This is a genomic window from Sorangium sp. So ce296 (genome assembly GCF_051529605.1).
GTDB classification, from domain to species: domain Bacteria; phylum Myxococcota_A; class Polyangia; order Polyangiales; family Polyangiaceae; genus Sorangium; species Sorangium cellulosum_D.
The window spans coordinates 9422217-9437310 of record NZ_CP150325.1 but is presented as its reverse complement, the minus strand read 5'-3'; the positions used below and the strand labels follow the sequence as shown (position 1 = coordinate 9437310).

The following is a 15094-nucleotide window of genomic DNA, read 5'->3' as shown; positions in this document are numbered from 1 at the left end:
GTCAAGCCGCGCCGCGGCGCGCGGCCTCGGCGGACGCGCCTCGCTCTCCGCGCTCGCTGCCCCCCAGCACCCCCGCCTTCCGCAAGGCGTGCGCGTCGAGCCCGACGAACCGGTACACGTCCGCGGAGAAGCCGTAGGCGCGGTGGAGGTGCCGCAGGCCCTCGACGAGCTCGGCCGTCACCTCGACCGGGGGCGGCGGCGGGTACGCCTTGCGGATCGAGGCGAGCGGCTCGCCGAGCTCGAGGAGCTCCTCGACCCGCGACAGGACGTCGATCGGCTTGAGCGCGCGCTTGCCGCGACGCGCGACGCCCTCGGCCAGCTCGGCGAGCAGGCGCCGGCGCCGGCGCTCGGTGCGGCCGTCGCCGGCGCGGCCGCCGCCGCCCAGCAACAGCTCGTTGAACCGGCGCGCCGCCCGGCGCTTCTCGACCGCATCCGGGCTTCCCCGGCGGTTCTGCGCATCGCCGTTCCGCTTGGCAGGACGGGGCGCTTTGGTGGATCCGGCCCTGGCGGCCGGCGAGCTCTTCGTCTTCACGATCCTCGGCAGGAGCACAGCGGCGCTCGAGGAGCCGGTAGTCCCCGGCACATCTTGTTGCTGTCCCCGCAGTATAAACAGCTCATCCCCCGCTTCGAAGAAAGCGGCGAGCGCGGGGCGCGGCGCGCGCGGCATCGAAGCGTCAGCGTCCGCCCTCGCACCACGCGAGGGCCGTTCCGACCGCGGCGATCACCCAGGCCGGCCACGTCGCGCGCGCGAAGCCGGCGAGATCCGAGAGCGCGCCGCGCCGCGCCCGCCGCGCGGCCTCGGCGTGGCCGATCCGGCGCAGCTCCTCGCGCTCGATCTGCGCGTGCTCCTCGTCGTCGAGCGGATCGCTGCCGGCCAGGTGGTGCAGGTGGTGGGTCACCTCGTGGTCGATCGTCTCGGCGATCTCCGCGTCCACGTCGAACCCGGGGTCCGCGCGAGCTTCCGACCGAAACGTCCGGTAGAAGATCCGGATCTCCGGAGGGCGGGCGATCCCGAGCTCGTCCGCGGGCGTCCCGGGCGTGTAGCAGCCGAGCAGCGGCTCGCCGCCGTCGTCGCAGGCGGGCACCCCCGCGTCGATGAAGAGGTCGATGTTCCGCACGCCGCGGGCCGCGTAAATGCGCTCGGCCGCCGCGCGGACGCGCGCCTCGAAGGCGTCGAGATCCGGGAAGGCGCCCGGCCTCCCCGCCGGCGCGCCGGGCTCCTCGGGATCGTCCGCGCCCGCTTCGGGGGCGCGGAGCGGCGCGCGCGCGAGCTCGCGCTCGAGGGGCACGTCGAGATCGTTGCGGGCGCCGCAGCCCTGGCAGCGGTGGACCGCGACGAGCCGCGCGGGGTAGCGCGCCTCGTGGTAGAGGTCGACGATCGCCGCCCACGCCTCGTCCGGCGCCGCGGCGAGCGCGTCGGCGATCACCTTCGCGCGCCGCTCGCGGCCGAGCGCCGCGATCCCCATGGCCACGACCAGCGACGGCGTGATCCGGAGCGCGCCCTCGCCGGGCAGGCGGAGCAGCGGCATCGCCTCCTCCACGGTCCGCTCGGCGAACCGCACGCCGCGGCAGACGGCGCGCCCCACGCGCAGCGCCGGGATCGGGTGCAGCGCGCCGAAATCGAACGGGCGATCGAGCTCGGGATCGTCGAGCTCGCCGTCGGTGAACGGCCCGATCTCGAGCAGGCGCGACGGGGCGACCTCGAACGGGGCGCCGCAGTTCTCGCAGGTGTACGCGCCCGGCTCCTCGGGGACGACGCCGGCCGACGCGAGGAGCGCGCGCAGGACATGGGCGTCGGCGAGCGGGAGGCCGAGCGGATCCAGCGGCGCGCCGCGCGCGTCGGTCAGGACGGACGGGCCCGCGAGGACCTGGACGTCGCGCGCGCACCTGCCGACGGAGGAGCGCTCGTCGCCGCCGCGGCCCCCGGGGGCGCCGAAGAGGGTCGCGGCCTCGGCGCGCGCGGCGGCGTCCGACAGGCGCACCACGGTGCCGGAGGGGAGGTGGACCTGATCGGGCAGCGGGCGTTGCGCGGGGCTCGGCATCGCTCGGCGCCTATAAAGAAACGCGAGCGCGTCTTCCAGCGCGGCGCGGCCTCGTCGCGCGCCTTCCAGCGCGGCGTGACGTCGTCGGGCGTGGAGCGCCGCCGCGGCCCGTCGTCGTCAGGGGTCCTCGGTCGCCGGCGAGCCGCCGGGGCCGCCCTCGCCGGGCGGAGCCGAGGAGCCCCACCCCTCGCGGTCCCTGCCAGGGCCGGAGGGCTCGCGCGGCGGCCGGCCGCTGTCCATGCCGGCGGCGCTGGCGATCCCGGCGGCGCTGGCGAGCTCGGCTGCCACCGCGGCGGAGAGCGAGCCTCCGCTCAGCGGGGACGTCCCCGCGACGGTGGACACCGGCGACGGCTCCGAGGACATGCGATCGCGGCGGCGGCCTCGACCGAGCACCGGCGCGCGTTCGCCGTCGCCGGCCGGATCCGGCGCGGCGGCGCCGACGCGATGCACGGTGGGGCGGAGCTGCATGCGCCCGAGCGACAGGCTCGCCGCGCTGGCCGGAGGCACGCTCGACGAGGGCTCCGCGCCCACCGGGATGCCCTTCCCGAAATCGAGGTACCGGGTGATCGCCAGGGCGTAGATGAGCTTGCGCACCGTCGACTCCGGCGCGACGCCGGACCGGATGAGCGCGGGGAGCGAGGGCGCGGAGCACTGGACCACGTCGAGCACGGCGAGCTCGCCCTCGCTGAAGCCGAAGCGACCGGGCTCGAGGGCGGGGTGCAGGCGGAGGGGCACCGACTCGATCCGCTCCAGGGTCCGATGGAGCCGCGTCGAGCGCTCGCCGTGGTCGCGCAGCCCGGCCCAGAGGAGCCCGAGCGGATCGACCTTCGCGGGGTCGCCCCCCCAGTCGGCGAGCACGTCGAGGCCGTCGAAGTAGCGGTACTTCGTCTCCGGAGGCAGGTCGAAGAGGCGCACCATCCGCCGCACGAACTGGATCTGCGCGAGCCAGTCGATGGTCGGGGCGTCGAGGAGCCCCGTCAGCAGCAGCACGTCGCCGAGGAGGCCCCTGGTCGCGAGCGCGTCCGACAGGATGTCCGCGGAGATCACCCCCTCCTCGAGCAGGATCTCGCCGAGCCGGGCGTAGCCGTCGCTCGGGCGGATCTTGATCGGGGATCCGCGGACGATCCGCAGGGTGTGCTCGGCGCCGGTGGGCTCCACCAGGATGAGCGAGCCGGTCAGCCGGTGGTCGACGGCATAGACGAAGAGGTGAGCGAACGGCGTCCGCTCCAGATCTCCTTCCGCCGTCGCCGGACCGTCGGCAGACATCCTGCGCCAAGCTACCATAGCGCACGGGCGCCGGAGCCCCTTTCTCCATGTCGCGCGCGATGGAGTCGCGGCGGGGGTCGCGGCGTCACGGACCGCGGCGAGAGGGGCGCGGCGCTGCGCGCTTCCGGCGCGCGGGGGCGGCGCCTGCGGCGCAGCGGCGCCCGCGCGTCGGGCCGTTCGCCACGGGTTCTTGTCGCTGCCGACGCGCGCTCGACGCACGCTGCTGCGTGGCGGCGCGCGGCGGCGCATGGCGGCGTGCGCCGTCGGGCGTCGGCCGCGGCGGTTCCGCGCTACGGTGGCAAGCATGCCGCGCGGACATGTGCTGGTGCTCGATGACGAGCGAGCGATCTTGACGACATTGCAGAAGGCCCTGTCGCTCGAGGGCTACACGGTCGACGTCGCTGGCGGCGTCGGCGTGGCCGAGGAGAAGCTGGCGAAGCGGAGCTATGACATCGCGCTCTTCGACGTCTCGCTGCCGGACGGCGACGGCGTCGAGCTGCTCCAGCGGATCCGCGCCGCGGGGTCGGAGATCCCGGTCGTGATGATGAGCGGCCACGCGACGGTCGACGCCGCCGTCCGCGCGACGCGGCTCGGCGCGATCGACTTCCTGGAGAAGCCGCTGTCGACCGATCGTCTGCTCTTGGTGCTCGAGAACACCCTGCGCCTGGTCCGCGCCGAGGCCGAGGCGAAGGCGCTCCGGACGCAGACCGGCCAGGTGGGCGAGCTCATCGGCGGGAGCCGGGCGATGCTGGAGCTGCGCGAGCAGATCGCGCGGGCGGCGAGGGCGACCGCGACGGTGTTCGTGACGGGCGAGCGCGGCACCGGCAAGGAGCTCGTCGCGCGCGCGATCCACGCGGCGTCGAAGCGGGCGCGCGGGCCTCTGGAGAAGATGAACTGCGCTGCGGTCCCGAGCGAGCTCATCGAGAGCGAGATGTTCGGGCACGAGGCGGGGGCGTTCACGGGCGCGACGAAGCAGCGGCGGGGGAAGTTCGAGCGCGCGAGCGGCGGGACGCTGTTCCTCGACGAGGTCGGGGACATGCCGCTCGCGATGCAGGCGAAGCTGCTCCGGGTGCTGCAGGAGCGGGAGATCGAGCGCGTGGGCGGGCAGGAGACGATCAAGGTCGACGTGCGCGTGGTGGCGGCGACGAACCGCGACATCGAGGCCGCGTGCCGCGAGGGGCAGTTCCGGCCGGACCTTTACGATCGGCTGAACGTGCTGCCGCTGTCGCTGCCGCCGCTCCGGGCGCGGCGCGAGGACGTGCCGCTGCTGGCGCGGCATTTCCTGGCGCTCGCGACGCAGGCGAACGATCGGCCCGGGATGGCGTTCACGGAGGGCGGGATGCGGATGCTCGTCGCCTACAGCTTCCCGGGGAACGTGCGGGAGCTGCGCAACATCATCGAGCGGCTGGTGATCCTGACGCCGGACGAGACGATCGACGAGGGCGACGTGAAGGTCTGCCTGGGCGGGCAGCAGGCCGCGATGAAGGGCGGGATCTTCCGGCCGGGGGTGCCGTTCCGGGTGCTCGCGGAGGAGGCGGAGCGGACCATCCTGGAGGAGGCGCTCGGCCACTACGGAGGGCAGATGGCGGCGACGGCGCGGGGGCTCGGGCTGGAGCGGAGCCACCTCTACAAGAAGTGCAAGGCGCTCGGGTTGCGCGGGGACAAGGGGGAGGCGGAGGACGAGTAGGCGGCGACGGCGACGGCGACGGCGACGGCGACGGCGACGGCGACGGCGACGGAGAGGGGGCCCTGCCGGGAGGCCGCGCCGAGGGGAGGGTCTGCGCGGCGGCCGCGGGTGGGCGCTCGGCCATCCGCCGAGGCGGGGACGAGGGAGCTTGCGCTGAGAACACCGCCCGGCATGTCTCCCTTCGGGCCTTGCCACCTGGGACGTTTCGTCGCGCGCCACACAAGGCGCGCCTGAGAGGCGGAGCCCGCTGGGACCTTATGGCACCTCGGTCGGTGCTCGCCGCGCCCACCCGCGGCCGCCGCGCAGACCCTCCCCTCGGCGCTACGGGCGTCGTTAGGGACAGGCGTAGCGGCGGCGCGACGCATGGCCGGGACCGCGGCGGGTGTGGTACGCGGAACCACGATGCTGCGATCGCTGCACCTGGAAGGCGTGGGGCCGGCCGACCGGCTCGACCTGGAGCTCGGCGAGCGGCTCAACGTGCTCACCGGCGACAACGGGCTCGGCAAGAGCTTCGTGCTCGAGGTCGCATGGTGGGCGCTCACCGGAACGTGGACGGATCGGCCGGTGCTGCCGCGGCCGGGCAAGGAAGAGAGCGCACGGATCGCGGGTGAAGCTGAGCCGGGCACCAGACCTGGTCAGTTCGAGAGCAAGTACGATCGCGTTTCTCAGCAGTGGCGCGATCGGTTTGGTCGCGACATGAGCCGCGGCCTGACCAATACCCCGGCCGGCGTCGCCATGCCTTCGTGGGTACGCGGCCTGGTCCCGGTGCTCTACATCCGCACGAACGGCGCGTGCTCCGTCTGGGATCCGTATCGGAATAGCGCATCGATGGGCAGCGCTCCATACCGGCCGCTGTCCGCGCCTTCGCTGGATCCTCAGCCCTATCTCTTCGAGGAAAGGCAACTCTGGGACGGGCTCGATCACGAGGGCAGGCCCGTCTGCAACGGGCTCGTCCAGGACTGGGTGACGTGGCAACTCGAGGCGGCGGACGGCGACGAGGCCCACCCGTTCCAGCTCCTTTGCCGCGTACTGCAGCAGCTCTCCCACCCCGAGGAGACGATGAGGCCCGGCAAGCCGGTGCGGCTCTACCTCGACGACGTGCGCAAGTTCCCGACCATCGCGCTGCCCTACGGCACGATCCCCATCGTCCACGCGTCGGCCGGGATGAAGCGGATCCTCGCGCTCTCCTACCTCATCGCGTGGTCCTGGTCGGAGCACGTGCAGGCGTCACGCCTCATCGGCTGGGAGCCCTCCGAGCGCCTCGTCGTGCTGATGGAGGAACCCGAGACGCACCTGCACCCGAAGTGGCAACGCCACATCGTCCCCGCGCTCCTCGGAGCCCTGAGCGGGCTCTCTCCCTCGATGCGCCCGCAGGTGCTCCTGACGACGCACTCGCCCCTCGTGCTCGCGTCGATGGAGCCGCACTTCAAGCCGGCCAGGGACAAGCTGTTCGTGTTCAAGCTCGACGGCGCCGACGTGGCCGTGCGCGAGCTCCCCTGGGCGAAGGGCGGCGATGCGATCGGGTGGCTCACCTCCCCAGTGTTCGGTCTGGAGCAGGCGCGCTCGATCGAGGCGGAGCGCGCCATCGAAGCCGCCGAGGCGCTGATGCGCGGCGAGACCGGCACGCTGCCGGAAGGGCTCAGGAGCGAGGAGGAGATCCATCGGGAGCTCGTGCGCCTCCTGCCGGATCAGGATCGCTTCTGGCCGCGCTGGACCGTGCGCCGGGAGCGGGCGGGCGCATGATCCCCTTCGAGCGCACGCCTGAACCCGCGGACTTCGACGTCAGCATCCGACAGCCCGGCCAGCGGTGGCTCGCCAGGGGCGATGCCAGGAGCACGCCGGGGTACTGGCGCCGCGCGGCGCGCGACCTCCGGGCCGCCTTCAAGGATCTGTGCGGCTACACGGCGATGTGGCTCTCGACGCCAGGGACGGTCGACCACTTCGTCTCGCGAGATGAAGATCCGAGCCTCGCCTACGAGTGGACCAACTTTCGGTACGCCGCGGCATGGATCAACAGCAGCAAGAGCGCGCTCCGCTCCGATCAGGTGCTGGATCCATTCGAGGTCGGCGACGGCTGGTTCGAGATCATCCTGCCGTCCTGCCAGATGGTGCTGACGGACCGCTGCCCGCCGGAGGTCCGCGATCGCGCCCAGACGATGCTAAAGCGGCTCAAGCTCGGCGACGGCGAGAGCGTCGTCTCGTTCCGGCAGGAGTGGTACCGGATGTACTGCGAGGGAGAGCTCAGCCTGGAGGGCCTCGCGCGCAAGGCGCCCCTCCTTGCGCGCGCGGTGCGGAAGCAGCAGGAGCAAGCAGCCGCCGAGCCGGTGGCTAGCGGCGAGGCCCCGCGCTCCGCGCAAGCCGGAATCTCGGGCTCATGACTGCTGCGCCGTAGGAGGTACGGACCGGTGACCTGGGTAACGGTTCAGACCGGGAGCCTGGGTAGCACCCGGACGGACCGGGAGCCTGGGTGACACATGTCGTAGAGGGTCGGCGACGGAGGATCGCTGGTGCCCTGGAAAGAGACATGTTCAGTGGACGAGAGGCTTCAGTTCATCGCGCAGGTCAACGAGTCGGACGAGACGTTCGCGGAGCTGTGCCGACGGTTCGGTATCAGCCGGAAGACGGGGTACAAGTGGGTGGAGCGCTACGAGCAATCCGGACCTCGTGGTCTGGAGGAGCGGCGGCCCGTGGCGCACACGTTCCCGCATGCGACGCCAGCGGCGATCGTCGACGCGCTGGTCGAGCTGCGGAAGGTGCGACCCACCTGGGGTCCGAAGAAGCTGCGCGCCCGGCTGGAGAGCATGGGCCTTGAGGGGCTGCCGGCGACGAGCACCATCGGCGAGCTGCTCAAGAAACACGGGCTGATCCGGCCCCGGCGGCGCCGCGTGGTGATGCCGACGTCAGCGATGCCGTCGACGCTGGCTCCAGCGGAGCAGCCTAATGACACATGGTGCGTCGATTTCAAGGGGCACTTTGCGCTTGGCGACAAGACCCGGTGCCACCCGCTGACGTTGACGGACCAGGCGTCGCGGTACTTGCTCAAGTGCGAGGGCGTAGCGAAGCCGGACGAGGCCTCGGTGCGGCCGCACTTCGAGCGCGCGTTCCGCGAGTTCGGGCTGCCGAACCGTATCCGCTTGGACAACGGCCCGCCGTTCGCCACGCTGGGCATCGGAGGGCTCTCGGCGCTGTCGGTCAGCTGGATCAAGCTCGGCGTGGCTCCCGAGCGCATCGAGCCCGGCAAGCCGCAGCAGAACGGCCGTCACGAGCGCATGCACAAGACGCTGAAGGCGGAGGCGACATCGCCGCCCGGAGCCACGCTCGCGGCGCAGCAGCGCGTCTTCGACCGCTTCCGGCACGAGTACAATGACCAGCGGCCCCACGAGGCGCTCGGCCAGAGGACGCCGGCTTCGCGCTACACGCCGTCGCGGCGGACGATGCCGAGCAAGCCCTCCTCGCCGGAGTATCCGGACACGATGGCCGTGCGACGCGTGGGGGACATGGGACGGCTGCAGTTCGGTGGCGCGAACACCTTCGTCTCCAAGCTGATCGCCAACGAGCCCGTGGGGCTGCTTCCGATCGCCGACGACGTCTGGGAGCTGTACTACGGGCCGGTTCTGCTCGCGCAGGTCACCTTGAAGAACAAGGAGCTGCAGCTCGCCAAGGCACGGTGACCTGCGCGCACTCACGCCGGAACGTGAGGAGAGGCTCGCGTGTACCGAGACCGCGGGAAGCGGTTCGTGTATAGATCCTGGCGGTCCGAGAGAGCGCGGTGAGCGTGTCGCGTCGACGAGGATCCGGCCTCTGTTTCCAGTCCTCCCGGAGCAGCGGCCCGTAGCTCTAAGGAAGTGTCACCGCGGCTCCCGGTCAGAAGTGTTACCAGGGCTCCGCTCGTACAGGACCGTTTCCGGTTCCCCGGGGTTCCCAGCTGCCTCCCCCAGACCGTTTCCGGTTCCCCGAGGGCTCCCAGCTGCCTCTTCCAGACCGTTTCCGGTTCCCCGAGGGCTCCCCAGCTGCCTCTCAGGAACCGTTTCCGGTTCCTCCAGGGCTCCCCAGCTGCCTCTCAGGAACCGTTTCCGGTTCCTCCAGGGCTCCCCAGCTGCCTCTCAGGAACCGTTTCCGGTTCCCCGAGGGCTCCCCAGCTAACTTCCCACACCGTTTCCGGTTCCTCGGAGGCTCCCCAGCTATCTCTCCAGACCGTTTCCGGTTCCTCGGAGGCTCCCCAGCTATCTCTCCAGACCGTTTCCGGTTCCCCGGGGGCTCCCCAGCTACCTCCCCCAGAGCGTTTCCGGTTCATCAGGGGCTCCCAGCGGCCTCTCAGGAACCGTTTCCGGTCCGCCGAGGGCAGCCGTGCTCGTCGAGCGCGAGGCTAGGGGGAGCGTTGTGTTGCGTGTCGCCCCGGCGCATGGCCAGCTTGACCTGGTACCACGCGAGCGCCGGAGGGGGTCTCCGCGCGGCAGGGCGCGGGTGGGCGCGGCGAGCACCGACCGAGGTGCCATAGGGTCCCAGCGGGCTCCGCCTCTCAGGCGCGCCTTGTGTGGCGCGCGACGAAACGTCTCAGGTGGCAAGGCCCGAAGGGAGACATGCCGGGTGGTGTTCTCAGCGCAAGCTCCCACGCCCCCGCCTCGGCGGATGGCCGAGCGCCCACCCGCGCCCTGCCGCGCGGAGACCCCCTCCGGCGCGTGCAGCCCGGATCTCCGCCCTCCCCTCCACCCCTCGGCATCTCCCCTCAATCCGGCATCGCCCGCGGCGCCGGCGGCGACGCCCCCCGCATCGCCTTCTGGTACTCCAGCGCCTGCTTCGCGTAGTCGTCCTGCTTCATCTTCGCGTACGCCTTGGCGAGCTCCCCGTAAATCTCCGCCGCGTCCCCGGGCCTCGCGCCGGCGATGAGCGCGCTGTTCAGCTCGTAGATCGCCGACACGTGCCGCCCCGTGCGCGCCAGCGCCCGCGCGTACAGTCGGTGGATCTCCGGGTTCGCCACGTCGACGTAGATCGCGCTCTCGCCGACCTTGCGCGCCTCCTCCCACGCGCCGCGCTCCACGAGCAGCCGCAAGAGCCGCCGCCAGACCCGGCGATCGTGCTGGTCGAGCAGCGAGAGCCGCCGCAGCGCCGCGAGCTCGCCCGCCACGTCCTTCTGCCGGCGCGCGAGGTCGTAGAGCCCCTGCAGCGGCTCCGCTTGCGTGGGATCCAGCCGCGACGCCGCCTCGAGGTTCGCCTTCATCCTCGCCGCGTCCTTCTTCAGCTCGGCCAGATCCGCCAGCTTCATCCGCACGACGTAACCGTCGTGGCCGTCGGCCACCATCTTGCCCAAGAGCCTCGCCGCCTCGTCGAGCTTCTTCTCGCCGAACGCCGCGCGCACCTTGAGGTAGTTCGCGTCGGGCTGCTTCGGGTCCACCCGCAGCGCCTCGGCGAGCACCGCCTCGGACTCCTGGTGCTGCCCGTCCTTGTCCAGCGCGAGCGCGAGTTCGACAAGCCGCCGCGCGTCCTTCGGAGCGCGCGCCGCCGCCTTGCGCGCCTCGTCGAGCGGCGGCGCCTGGAGATCGGGGACGTACTGCTTCTCGTAGCGCTCGAGCCGCGGCTTCAGCCACGCGCGGAAGCGCCGATCCAGCTCCTCGGTGCCGACGCCGAGCGACTCCTTCACGACCTCCGGCGTGCGCTTGCCCGCCGCCCACCGCGGCAACATCGACACGACCTTCGAGAAGCCGAACTCCTCGACCATGAAGACCACGATCTGGCTCGCCGCGAAGTACGCCATCGTCACGTCCGAGATGTCGTCGACGTGCGTGAAGGCCCGGTTGAACCCCGCGACCGCCGGGATCCTCCCGCCCTTCAGCGCCGCGAACAGCGCCGGATCTTCCTCGCGGTGCCACTCCGGCCGCCGCACGATCGTCTCGTACTCGCTGAGCCCCTCGGTGAACCAGCGCGGGACGTGGTTCTTCGAGAGCTGGATCGCGAAGACGTGCCCGAGCTCGTGCCACAGCACGTTGCCCCAGTTGAACTCCGCCGCCGCCGGGCTCAGCGCGGCGAGCGTCTGGCCGAAGCAGACGCCCTGGATGCCCACGTTGGGCAGGCCGCTCGTCCTCACGCTGAAGTTCTCCGTCGACGCGTAGAGCTCGATCGAGACCGGCACCTTCGGCGTGAAGCCGTAACGCTTCACCATCGAGCCCCAGGCCTCCTCGAGCATGCGCGGCACGTACCGCTCGAGGATCGCCCGCTCCTCCTTGTGGTAGCGGACGCGGAACGTCTGCCCCTCGACGGTCACGTACTGGGTGGCGATGTCCTTCTCGTAGAGGTTCAGCGTGTTGAAGACCCGGACGTTGAAGCGATCCTTGTCCCACGCCTTCTGGAGCGCCTGGAGGCCGCTCTTCTCGTCGCCGGCGCGGATCAGGTTCAGCCCCAGCGTGGCGTGCGCCTTCGCGTCGCTCGGATCGACCTGCGTCGCCTCCCCCATCATCTTGACGATGTCGTCGTAGCGGTGCTCCCACTCCGCGAACTCGCCGACGATCTGGAAGAACCGCGAGAACTCCGGGTTCAGGCCGAGCACCTTCGCCTTGAGCGCCTCGAAGCCGGCCGCGTCGTCGGCGAGGAACCGGCCCGCCGCCTTGATCGAGAGCAGCTCCAGATCGCCCGGGTTCACCTGGAGGCCGCGGCCCGCCGCGGCGTCCGCGGCGTCGATGTCCATGTCGCGGAGCGCGAGCCCGGCGCGCACGAAGTAGGCCTCGGCGAGGTTCGGGTTCACCGAGAGCGCCTGCGCGATCTCGCTGTCGGCGCCGCCGAAGTCGAGCGCGCTGTCGAGCTTCACGCGCGCCATCGCGACGTGGACCATCGGGTCCTTCGGGGCGAGCTTGAGCGCCTCCTTCACCACCTGGCCGGCGTGGCCGGGATCGTACTTGTCGAGGAACAGCTCGGCCCGCCAGAGCAACGTCTCGACCCGCTGCTTGCCGCCGACCTTCTCGGCCGCGTTGAACGCGTCGTTCGCGTCGCGCGCGCTCCGGAGCAGGTGCGCCGCGCGCCCGACCAGCGACAGGCCCTCCACGTCGTTCGCGGTGATCTTGTCGTCGTTGTAGTCGTCGATGATCGTCATCAGCGGCGCGCGCGCCTCGCCCCGCTTGCCCGACTGGATGAGGAGCTCGCCGAGCACGAGCCGCGCGCGGCGGGCCTCGTCCTCCCGCTCGACCTCGCGCGCCGCCGCGATCGCCTCGGCCAGCTTCCCGCGGCGCGCGAGCGCCTCGGCCCTGAGCGGCGCGGCCGCGATCTTCGCCTCCCTGCCGAGCGCGGCGGCCGCCTTCGCCGTCTTCGCCGCGTCGTCGTAGCGGCCCGTCGCGAGCTCGATCCGCGCCTTCGTGAGCAGCGCGGCGGCGCGCTCCTTGCCGCCCTGGAGCGCGCCGAGGACCTTCTCGGCGCCGGCGTAATCCCCCTGCGCGACGAGCGCCTCGGCGCGCGCGAGCGAAGGGGGCGGCTCCGCGGACGCGGGCGCCTGGGCCGCGCAGGCGGCGGCGACGAGGAGGGCGGCGAGAGAGCGGCGGATCGAGTGGCTTCGCATGAGACCCCGTGCGCAACCGTGCGCCATCGTTCGCAGTCGTACGTAGCCGCACGTGAGCCGTGCGGAGCCGTGCGGAATCAATCGAAGGTTCCCGCTGGGAATGCGGCGCCCGGTCGGGCCGGGCAAGCCCATCCTAGCCGAGAGGAGGAAGGCCGAGCATGAGCGAGCGGCCGAGGGCGCGCCAGGGTCGGCCGCCGCGCGATCGTGGTATGCGAGGGGCCATGGCGAGCAGGCTTGCAGGGCAGGTCGTTCTGATCACGGGCGCGTCGTCGGGCATCGGCGAGGCGCTCGCCCGGGAGGTCGCCCGGCGCGGCGGCCGCGTCGTCCTCACGGCGCGGCGGACCGAGCGGCTCGAGGCGCTCGCCGGCGAGCTCCGGGCGTCCGGCGGCGAGGCGATCGCGGCCGCGTGCGACGTCACGCGCGACGGCGACGTGGAGCGCGCCGTCGCGCAGGCGATCGAGGCGTTCGGGCGGCTCGACGTCGCCATCGCGAACGCGGGGTTCGGCGTGATGGGCCGCGTCGAGGACCTCTCGCTCGACGACTTCCGCCGGCAGCTCGAGACGAACGTCTTCGGCGCGCTGCGCACCGTGAAGGCCGCGCTGCCGGAGCTCAAGCGGGCGCGCGGCGGCGTCGCGCTGATGGGCAGCGCGAGCGGCTACCTCGCGTTCCCCACGATGGGCGCGTACACCATGAGCAAGTTCGCGGTGCGCGCGCTCGCCGAGACGCTGCGCGCCGAGCTCCACGCCGACGGCGTCGCGGTCACGCACGTCGCCCCGGGGTTCGTGGACAGCGAGATCCGCCGGATCGACAACGCGGGCAAGCTCGTCGACGGCGCCCGGGAGCCGGTGCCGCGCTGGCTCATCATGCCGACGCCCACGGCGGCGCGGCAGATCATGGACGCCATCGCCGCGCGCCGCGCCGAGGCGATCGTCACCGGCCACGCGAAGCTCGGGGTGTCGCTCGCGCGGTACGCGCCGGGGCTGCTCAACGCGGCCGTCGCGCGGCTCCCGCGCAAAGGCCGGCGCGCAGGCGGCTGAGCCGGCGGCGGCCCGCCTACGGAGCGGCGGGCCCGAGCTCGCGGCGGACGAGCGCCTCGAGGGCGTCGATGAAGCGCGGCCGCGTGTTCACGGCCGGCGCCCGCTCGAGCCGGGCGAGGCCCGCCTCCCGGGCGATGACGTGCGCCTCGACGTCGAGGTCGTAGAGGGTCTCGACGTGATCCGCGACGAAGCCGATCGGCGCGACCAGCGCCTCGCGCGCGCCGCGCGCGGCGAGCGCCTCGAACGTCGACCGGAGATCCGGGCCGAGCCAGGCGTCGCCGGTCATGCCCTGGCTCTGGAACGCGACGAGCACCGGGTTGCCCCCGGGCGCGACGCGGCGCTCCACCTCGGCGGCCATCGCGCGGAACTGGCGCTCGTACGGATCGCCCGCGTCGATGATCCGCTGCGGCAGGCTGTGGGCCGAGAGGATCACCGCCACGCTGGCCCGGCGCTCCTCGGGGAAGCGCGCGAGCGCCTCGTCGATCACCTCGACGAAGGCGTCGATCAGCGCCGGCTCGAGCCCCCACGCGGGCACGCACCGGACCTCCATGCCGCCTTGCTTCGCGGCCGCGTCGCGGACCACGGCGTGGTAGACGTCGACGGACTGCGGCGCGAGCGGCAGCGAGACGACGCGGCGCACGCCGCTCGCGTGGAGCGACGCGAGCACCTCGCCGGGGTACGGATGAAAGAGGCGCCCCGCGATCGCGACCGGGAGGCCGATCCGCGCGGCGAGCGCGTCCGCCTGCGCCTGCGTGATGCGCATGAGCGGCGAGCCGCCGATCCTCTCGAAGCGGCGCCGCACCTCGTCGATCAGCTCCGGCGGGGCGGGCCGGCCGCGGCGGATGTTGGCGAGGAACGCCGGCAGATCGTCGAGCCGCTCGACGGTCCCATGGCAGCTGAGGAGGACGGCGGTGGTCACGGCGCCACTCTACATCGCCTCCGCGCGGGCAGCGCCGGCGTCGGCGGCGCGCGGCGGCGCCGCCGGCGCATCGCAGCGGATCACTCCGCGTCCCAGGCGACGACGACGCGGTCGTGGCCGATGAGGCCGTTCCTCTTGCGGGCGAGGTGCTGCGCGACGACCCGGTCGCCCGCGGCGTAGACCCGCACCTCCGTGAACGCCAGCCCGTCGTCGGTCTCGATGCCGTCCAGGATCTCCGCCGCGTCCAGCTGCCGCGCCCAGCCCGAGACCGGATCCCGGAAGAGGTCCTCCTGGAGCCGCTCCAGGATCGCCGGCCTCCCGGTGGTGACGTTGGGATGGGCCGGGGGATGCCGGCCGCTCACCTCCTCGATCACCGCGTCGTCGGCGTAGATCCGGGAGAGCGCCTCGATGTCCTTGCCCCTCAACGCGCGGGTGATCTCCGCGAGCAACCCGCCGCTCACCCGCTGGGCCGAAGGTCGCGTCCGCTCCGATCCTTCCATACATGCTTGCATGGGACGCGTCGGCGCGGGCGTCGAGCCCAGGAGGGACGTGTCCGCGATGCCGATGTCGAGCGCTGAGCTCGCGCGCCGCGACCTCCGTCCC

At 72.6% G+C, this 15094-nt stretch carries 11 protein-coding genes; 5 read left to right on the top strand and 6 right to left on the bottom strand.

Features of this window, described 5'->3' with window-relative positions; genetic code table 11:
- Position 1: 1 nt before the first annotated feature.
- The 3 genes from WME98_RS34930 to WME98_RS34920 all read right to left on the bottom strand — a co-directional run bounded on the left by WME98_RS34930 (position 2) and on the right by WME98_RS34920 (position 3308).
- Positions 2-532 (bottom strand): hypothetical protein, encoded by a 531-nt coding sequence (locus WME98_RS34930; RefSeq protein WP_437945990.1) that lies wholly within the window; start codon positions 530-532, stop codon positions 2-4.
- Positions 533-674: 142 nt separating this feature from the next.
- The gene (locus tag WME98_RS34925) at positions 675-2042 is read right to left on the bottom strand and encodes a metallopeptidase family protein (RefSeq protein ID WP_437337031.1); all 1368 of its coding nucleotides are present in this window, start codon (positions 2040-2042) and stop codon (positions 675-677) included.
- A 117-nt stretch (positions 2043-2159) separates the two neighbouring features.
- Positions 2160-3308 (bottom strand): hypothetical protein, encoded by a 1149-nt coding sequence (locus WME98_RS34920; RefSeq protein ID WP_437945989.1) that lies wholly within the window; start codon positions 3306-3308, stop codon positions 2160-2162.
- A gap of 304 nt (positions 3309-3612) precedes the next feature.
- Between WME98_RS34920 and WME98_RS34915 the strand changes: the two genes are divergently transcribed.
- From WME98_RS34915 to WME98_RS34900, 4 genes are all read left to right on the top strand, one after another.
- Complete coding sequence (locus tag WME98_RS34915; RefSeq protein WP_437945988.1) at positions 3613-4995, top strand: sigma-54-dependent transcriptional regulator; 1383 nt, start codon at positions 3613-3615, stop codon at positions 4993-4995.
- A 402-nt stretch (positions 4996-5397) separates the two neighbouring features.
- Entirely contained in the window at positions 5398-6738 is a 1341-nt protein-coding gene (locus WME98_RS34910) for an AAA family ATPase (RefSeq protein ID WP_437945987.1), read from the top strand.
- A complete protein-coding gene (locus WME98_RS34905) occupies positions 6735-7373 on the top strand; it encodes a hypothetical protein (RefSeq protein WP_437945986.1) in 639 nt (212 codons plus the stop codon). The genes WME98_RS34910 and WME98_RS34905 overlap by 4 nt, the downstream gene beginning before the upstream one ends.
- Before the next feature lie 129 nt (positions 7374-7502).
- A complete protein-coding gene (locus tag WME98_RS34900) occupies positions 7503-8666 on the top strand; it encodes an integrase core domain-containing protein (protein ID WP_437945985.1) in 1164 nt (387 codons plus the stop codon).
- A gap of 1055 nt (positions 8667-9721) precedes the next feature.
- Here the strand turns inward: WME98_RS34900 and WME98_RS34895 are convergent.
- On the bottom strand, positions 9722-12535 hold the full coding sequence (locus WME98_RS34895) for a tetratricopeptide repeat protein (RefSeq protein ID WP_437945984.1): 2814 nt from the start codon (positions 12533-12535) through the stop codon (positions 9722-9724).
- Positions 12536-12756: 221 nt separating this feature from the next.
- Here WME98_RS34895 and WME98_RS34890 point away from each other — a divergent pair, with 221 nt between their 5' ends.
- Entirely contained in the window at positions 12757-13572 is an 816-nt protein-coding gene (locus WME98_RS34890; protein ID WP_437945983.1) for an SDR family oxidoreductase, read from the top strand.
- 16 nt (positions 13573-13588) lie between these two features.
- Here WME98_RS34890 and hemH read toward each other — a convergent pair whose 3' ends face one another.
- Positions 13589-14491 (bottom strand): ferrochelatase, encoded by a 903-nt coding sequence (hemH, locus tag WME98_RS34885; protein ID WP_437945982.1) that lies wholly within the window; start codon positions 14489-14491, stop codon positions 13589-13591.
- 80 nt (positions 14492-14571) lie between these two features.
- The gene (locus WME98_RS34880; protein ID WP_437945981.1) at positions 14572-14991 is read right to left on the bottom strand and encodes a hypothetical protein; all 420 of its coding nucleotides are present in this window, start codon (positions 14989-14991) and stop codon (positions 14572-14574) included.
- Between the last annotated feature and the right edge of the window lie 103 nt (positions 14992-15094).

Coding starts and splice junctions, on each gene's coding strand:
- WME98_RS34925 (WP_437337031.1), bottom strand. CDS start 2,042: ATGCCGAGCCCCGCGCAACGCCCGCTGCCCGATCAGGTCCACCTCCCC.
- WME98_RS34920 (WP_437945989.1), bottom strand. CDS start 3,308: ATGTCTGCCGACGGTCCGGCGACGGCGGAAGGAGATCTGGAGCGGACG.
- WME98_RS34915 (WP_437945988.1), top strand. CDS start 3,613: ATGCCGCGCGGACATGTGCTGGTGCTCGATGACGAGCGAGCGATCTTG.
- WME98_RS34910 (WP_437945987.1), top strand. CDS start 5,398: ATGCTGCGATCGCTGCACCTGGAAGGCGTGGGGCCGGCCGACCGGCTC.
- WME98_RS34905 (WP_437945986.1), top strand. CDS start 6,735: ATGATCCCCTTCGAGCGCACGCCTGAACCCGCGGACTTCGACGTCAGC.
- WME98_RS34895 (WP_437945984.1), bottom strand. CDS start 12,535: ATGCGAAGCCACTCGATCCGCCGCTCTCTCGCCGCCCTCCTCGTCGCC.
- WME98_RS34890 (WP_437945983.1), top strand. CDS start 12,757: ATGGCGAGCAGGCTTGCAGGGCAGGTCGTTCTGATCACGGGCGCGTCG.
- WME98_RS34880 (WP_437945981.1), bottom strand. CDS start 14,991: ATGGAAGGATCGGAGCGGACGCGACCTTCGGCCCAGCGGGTGAGCGGC.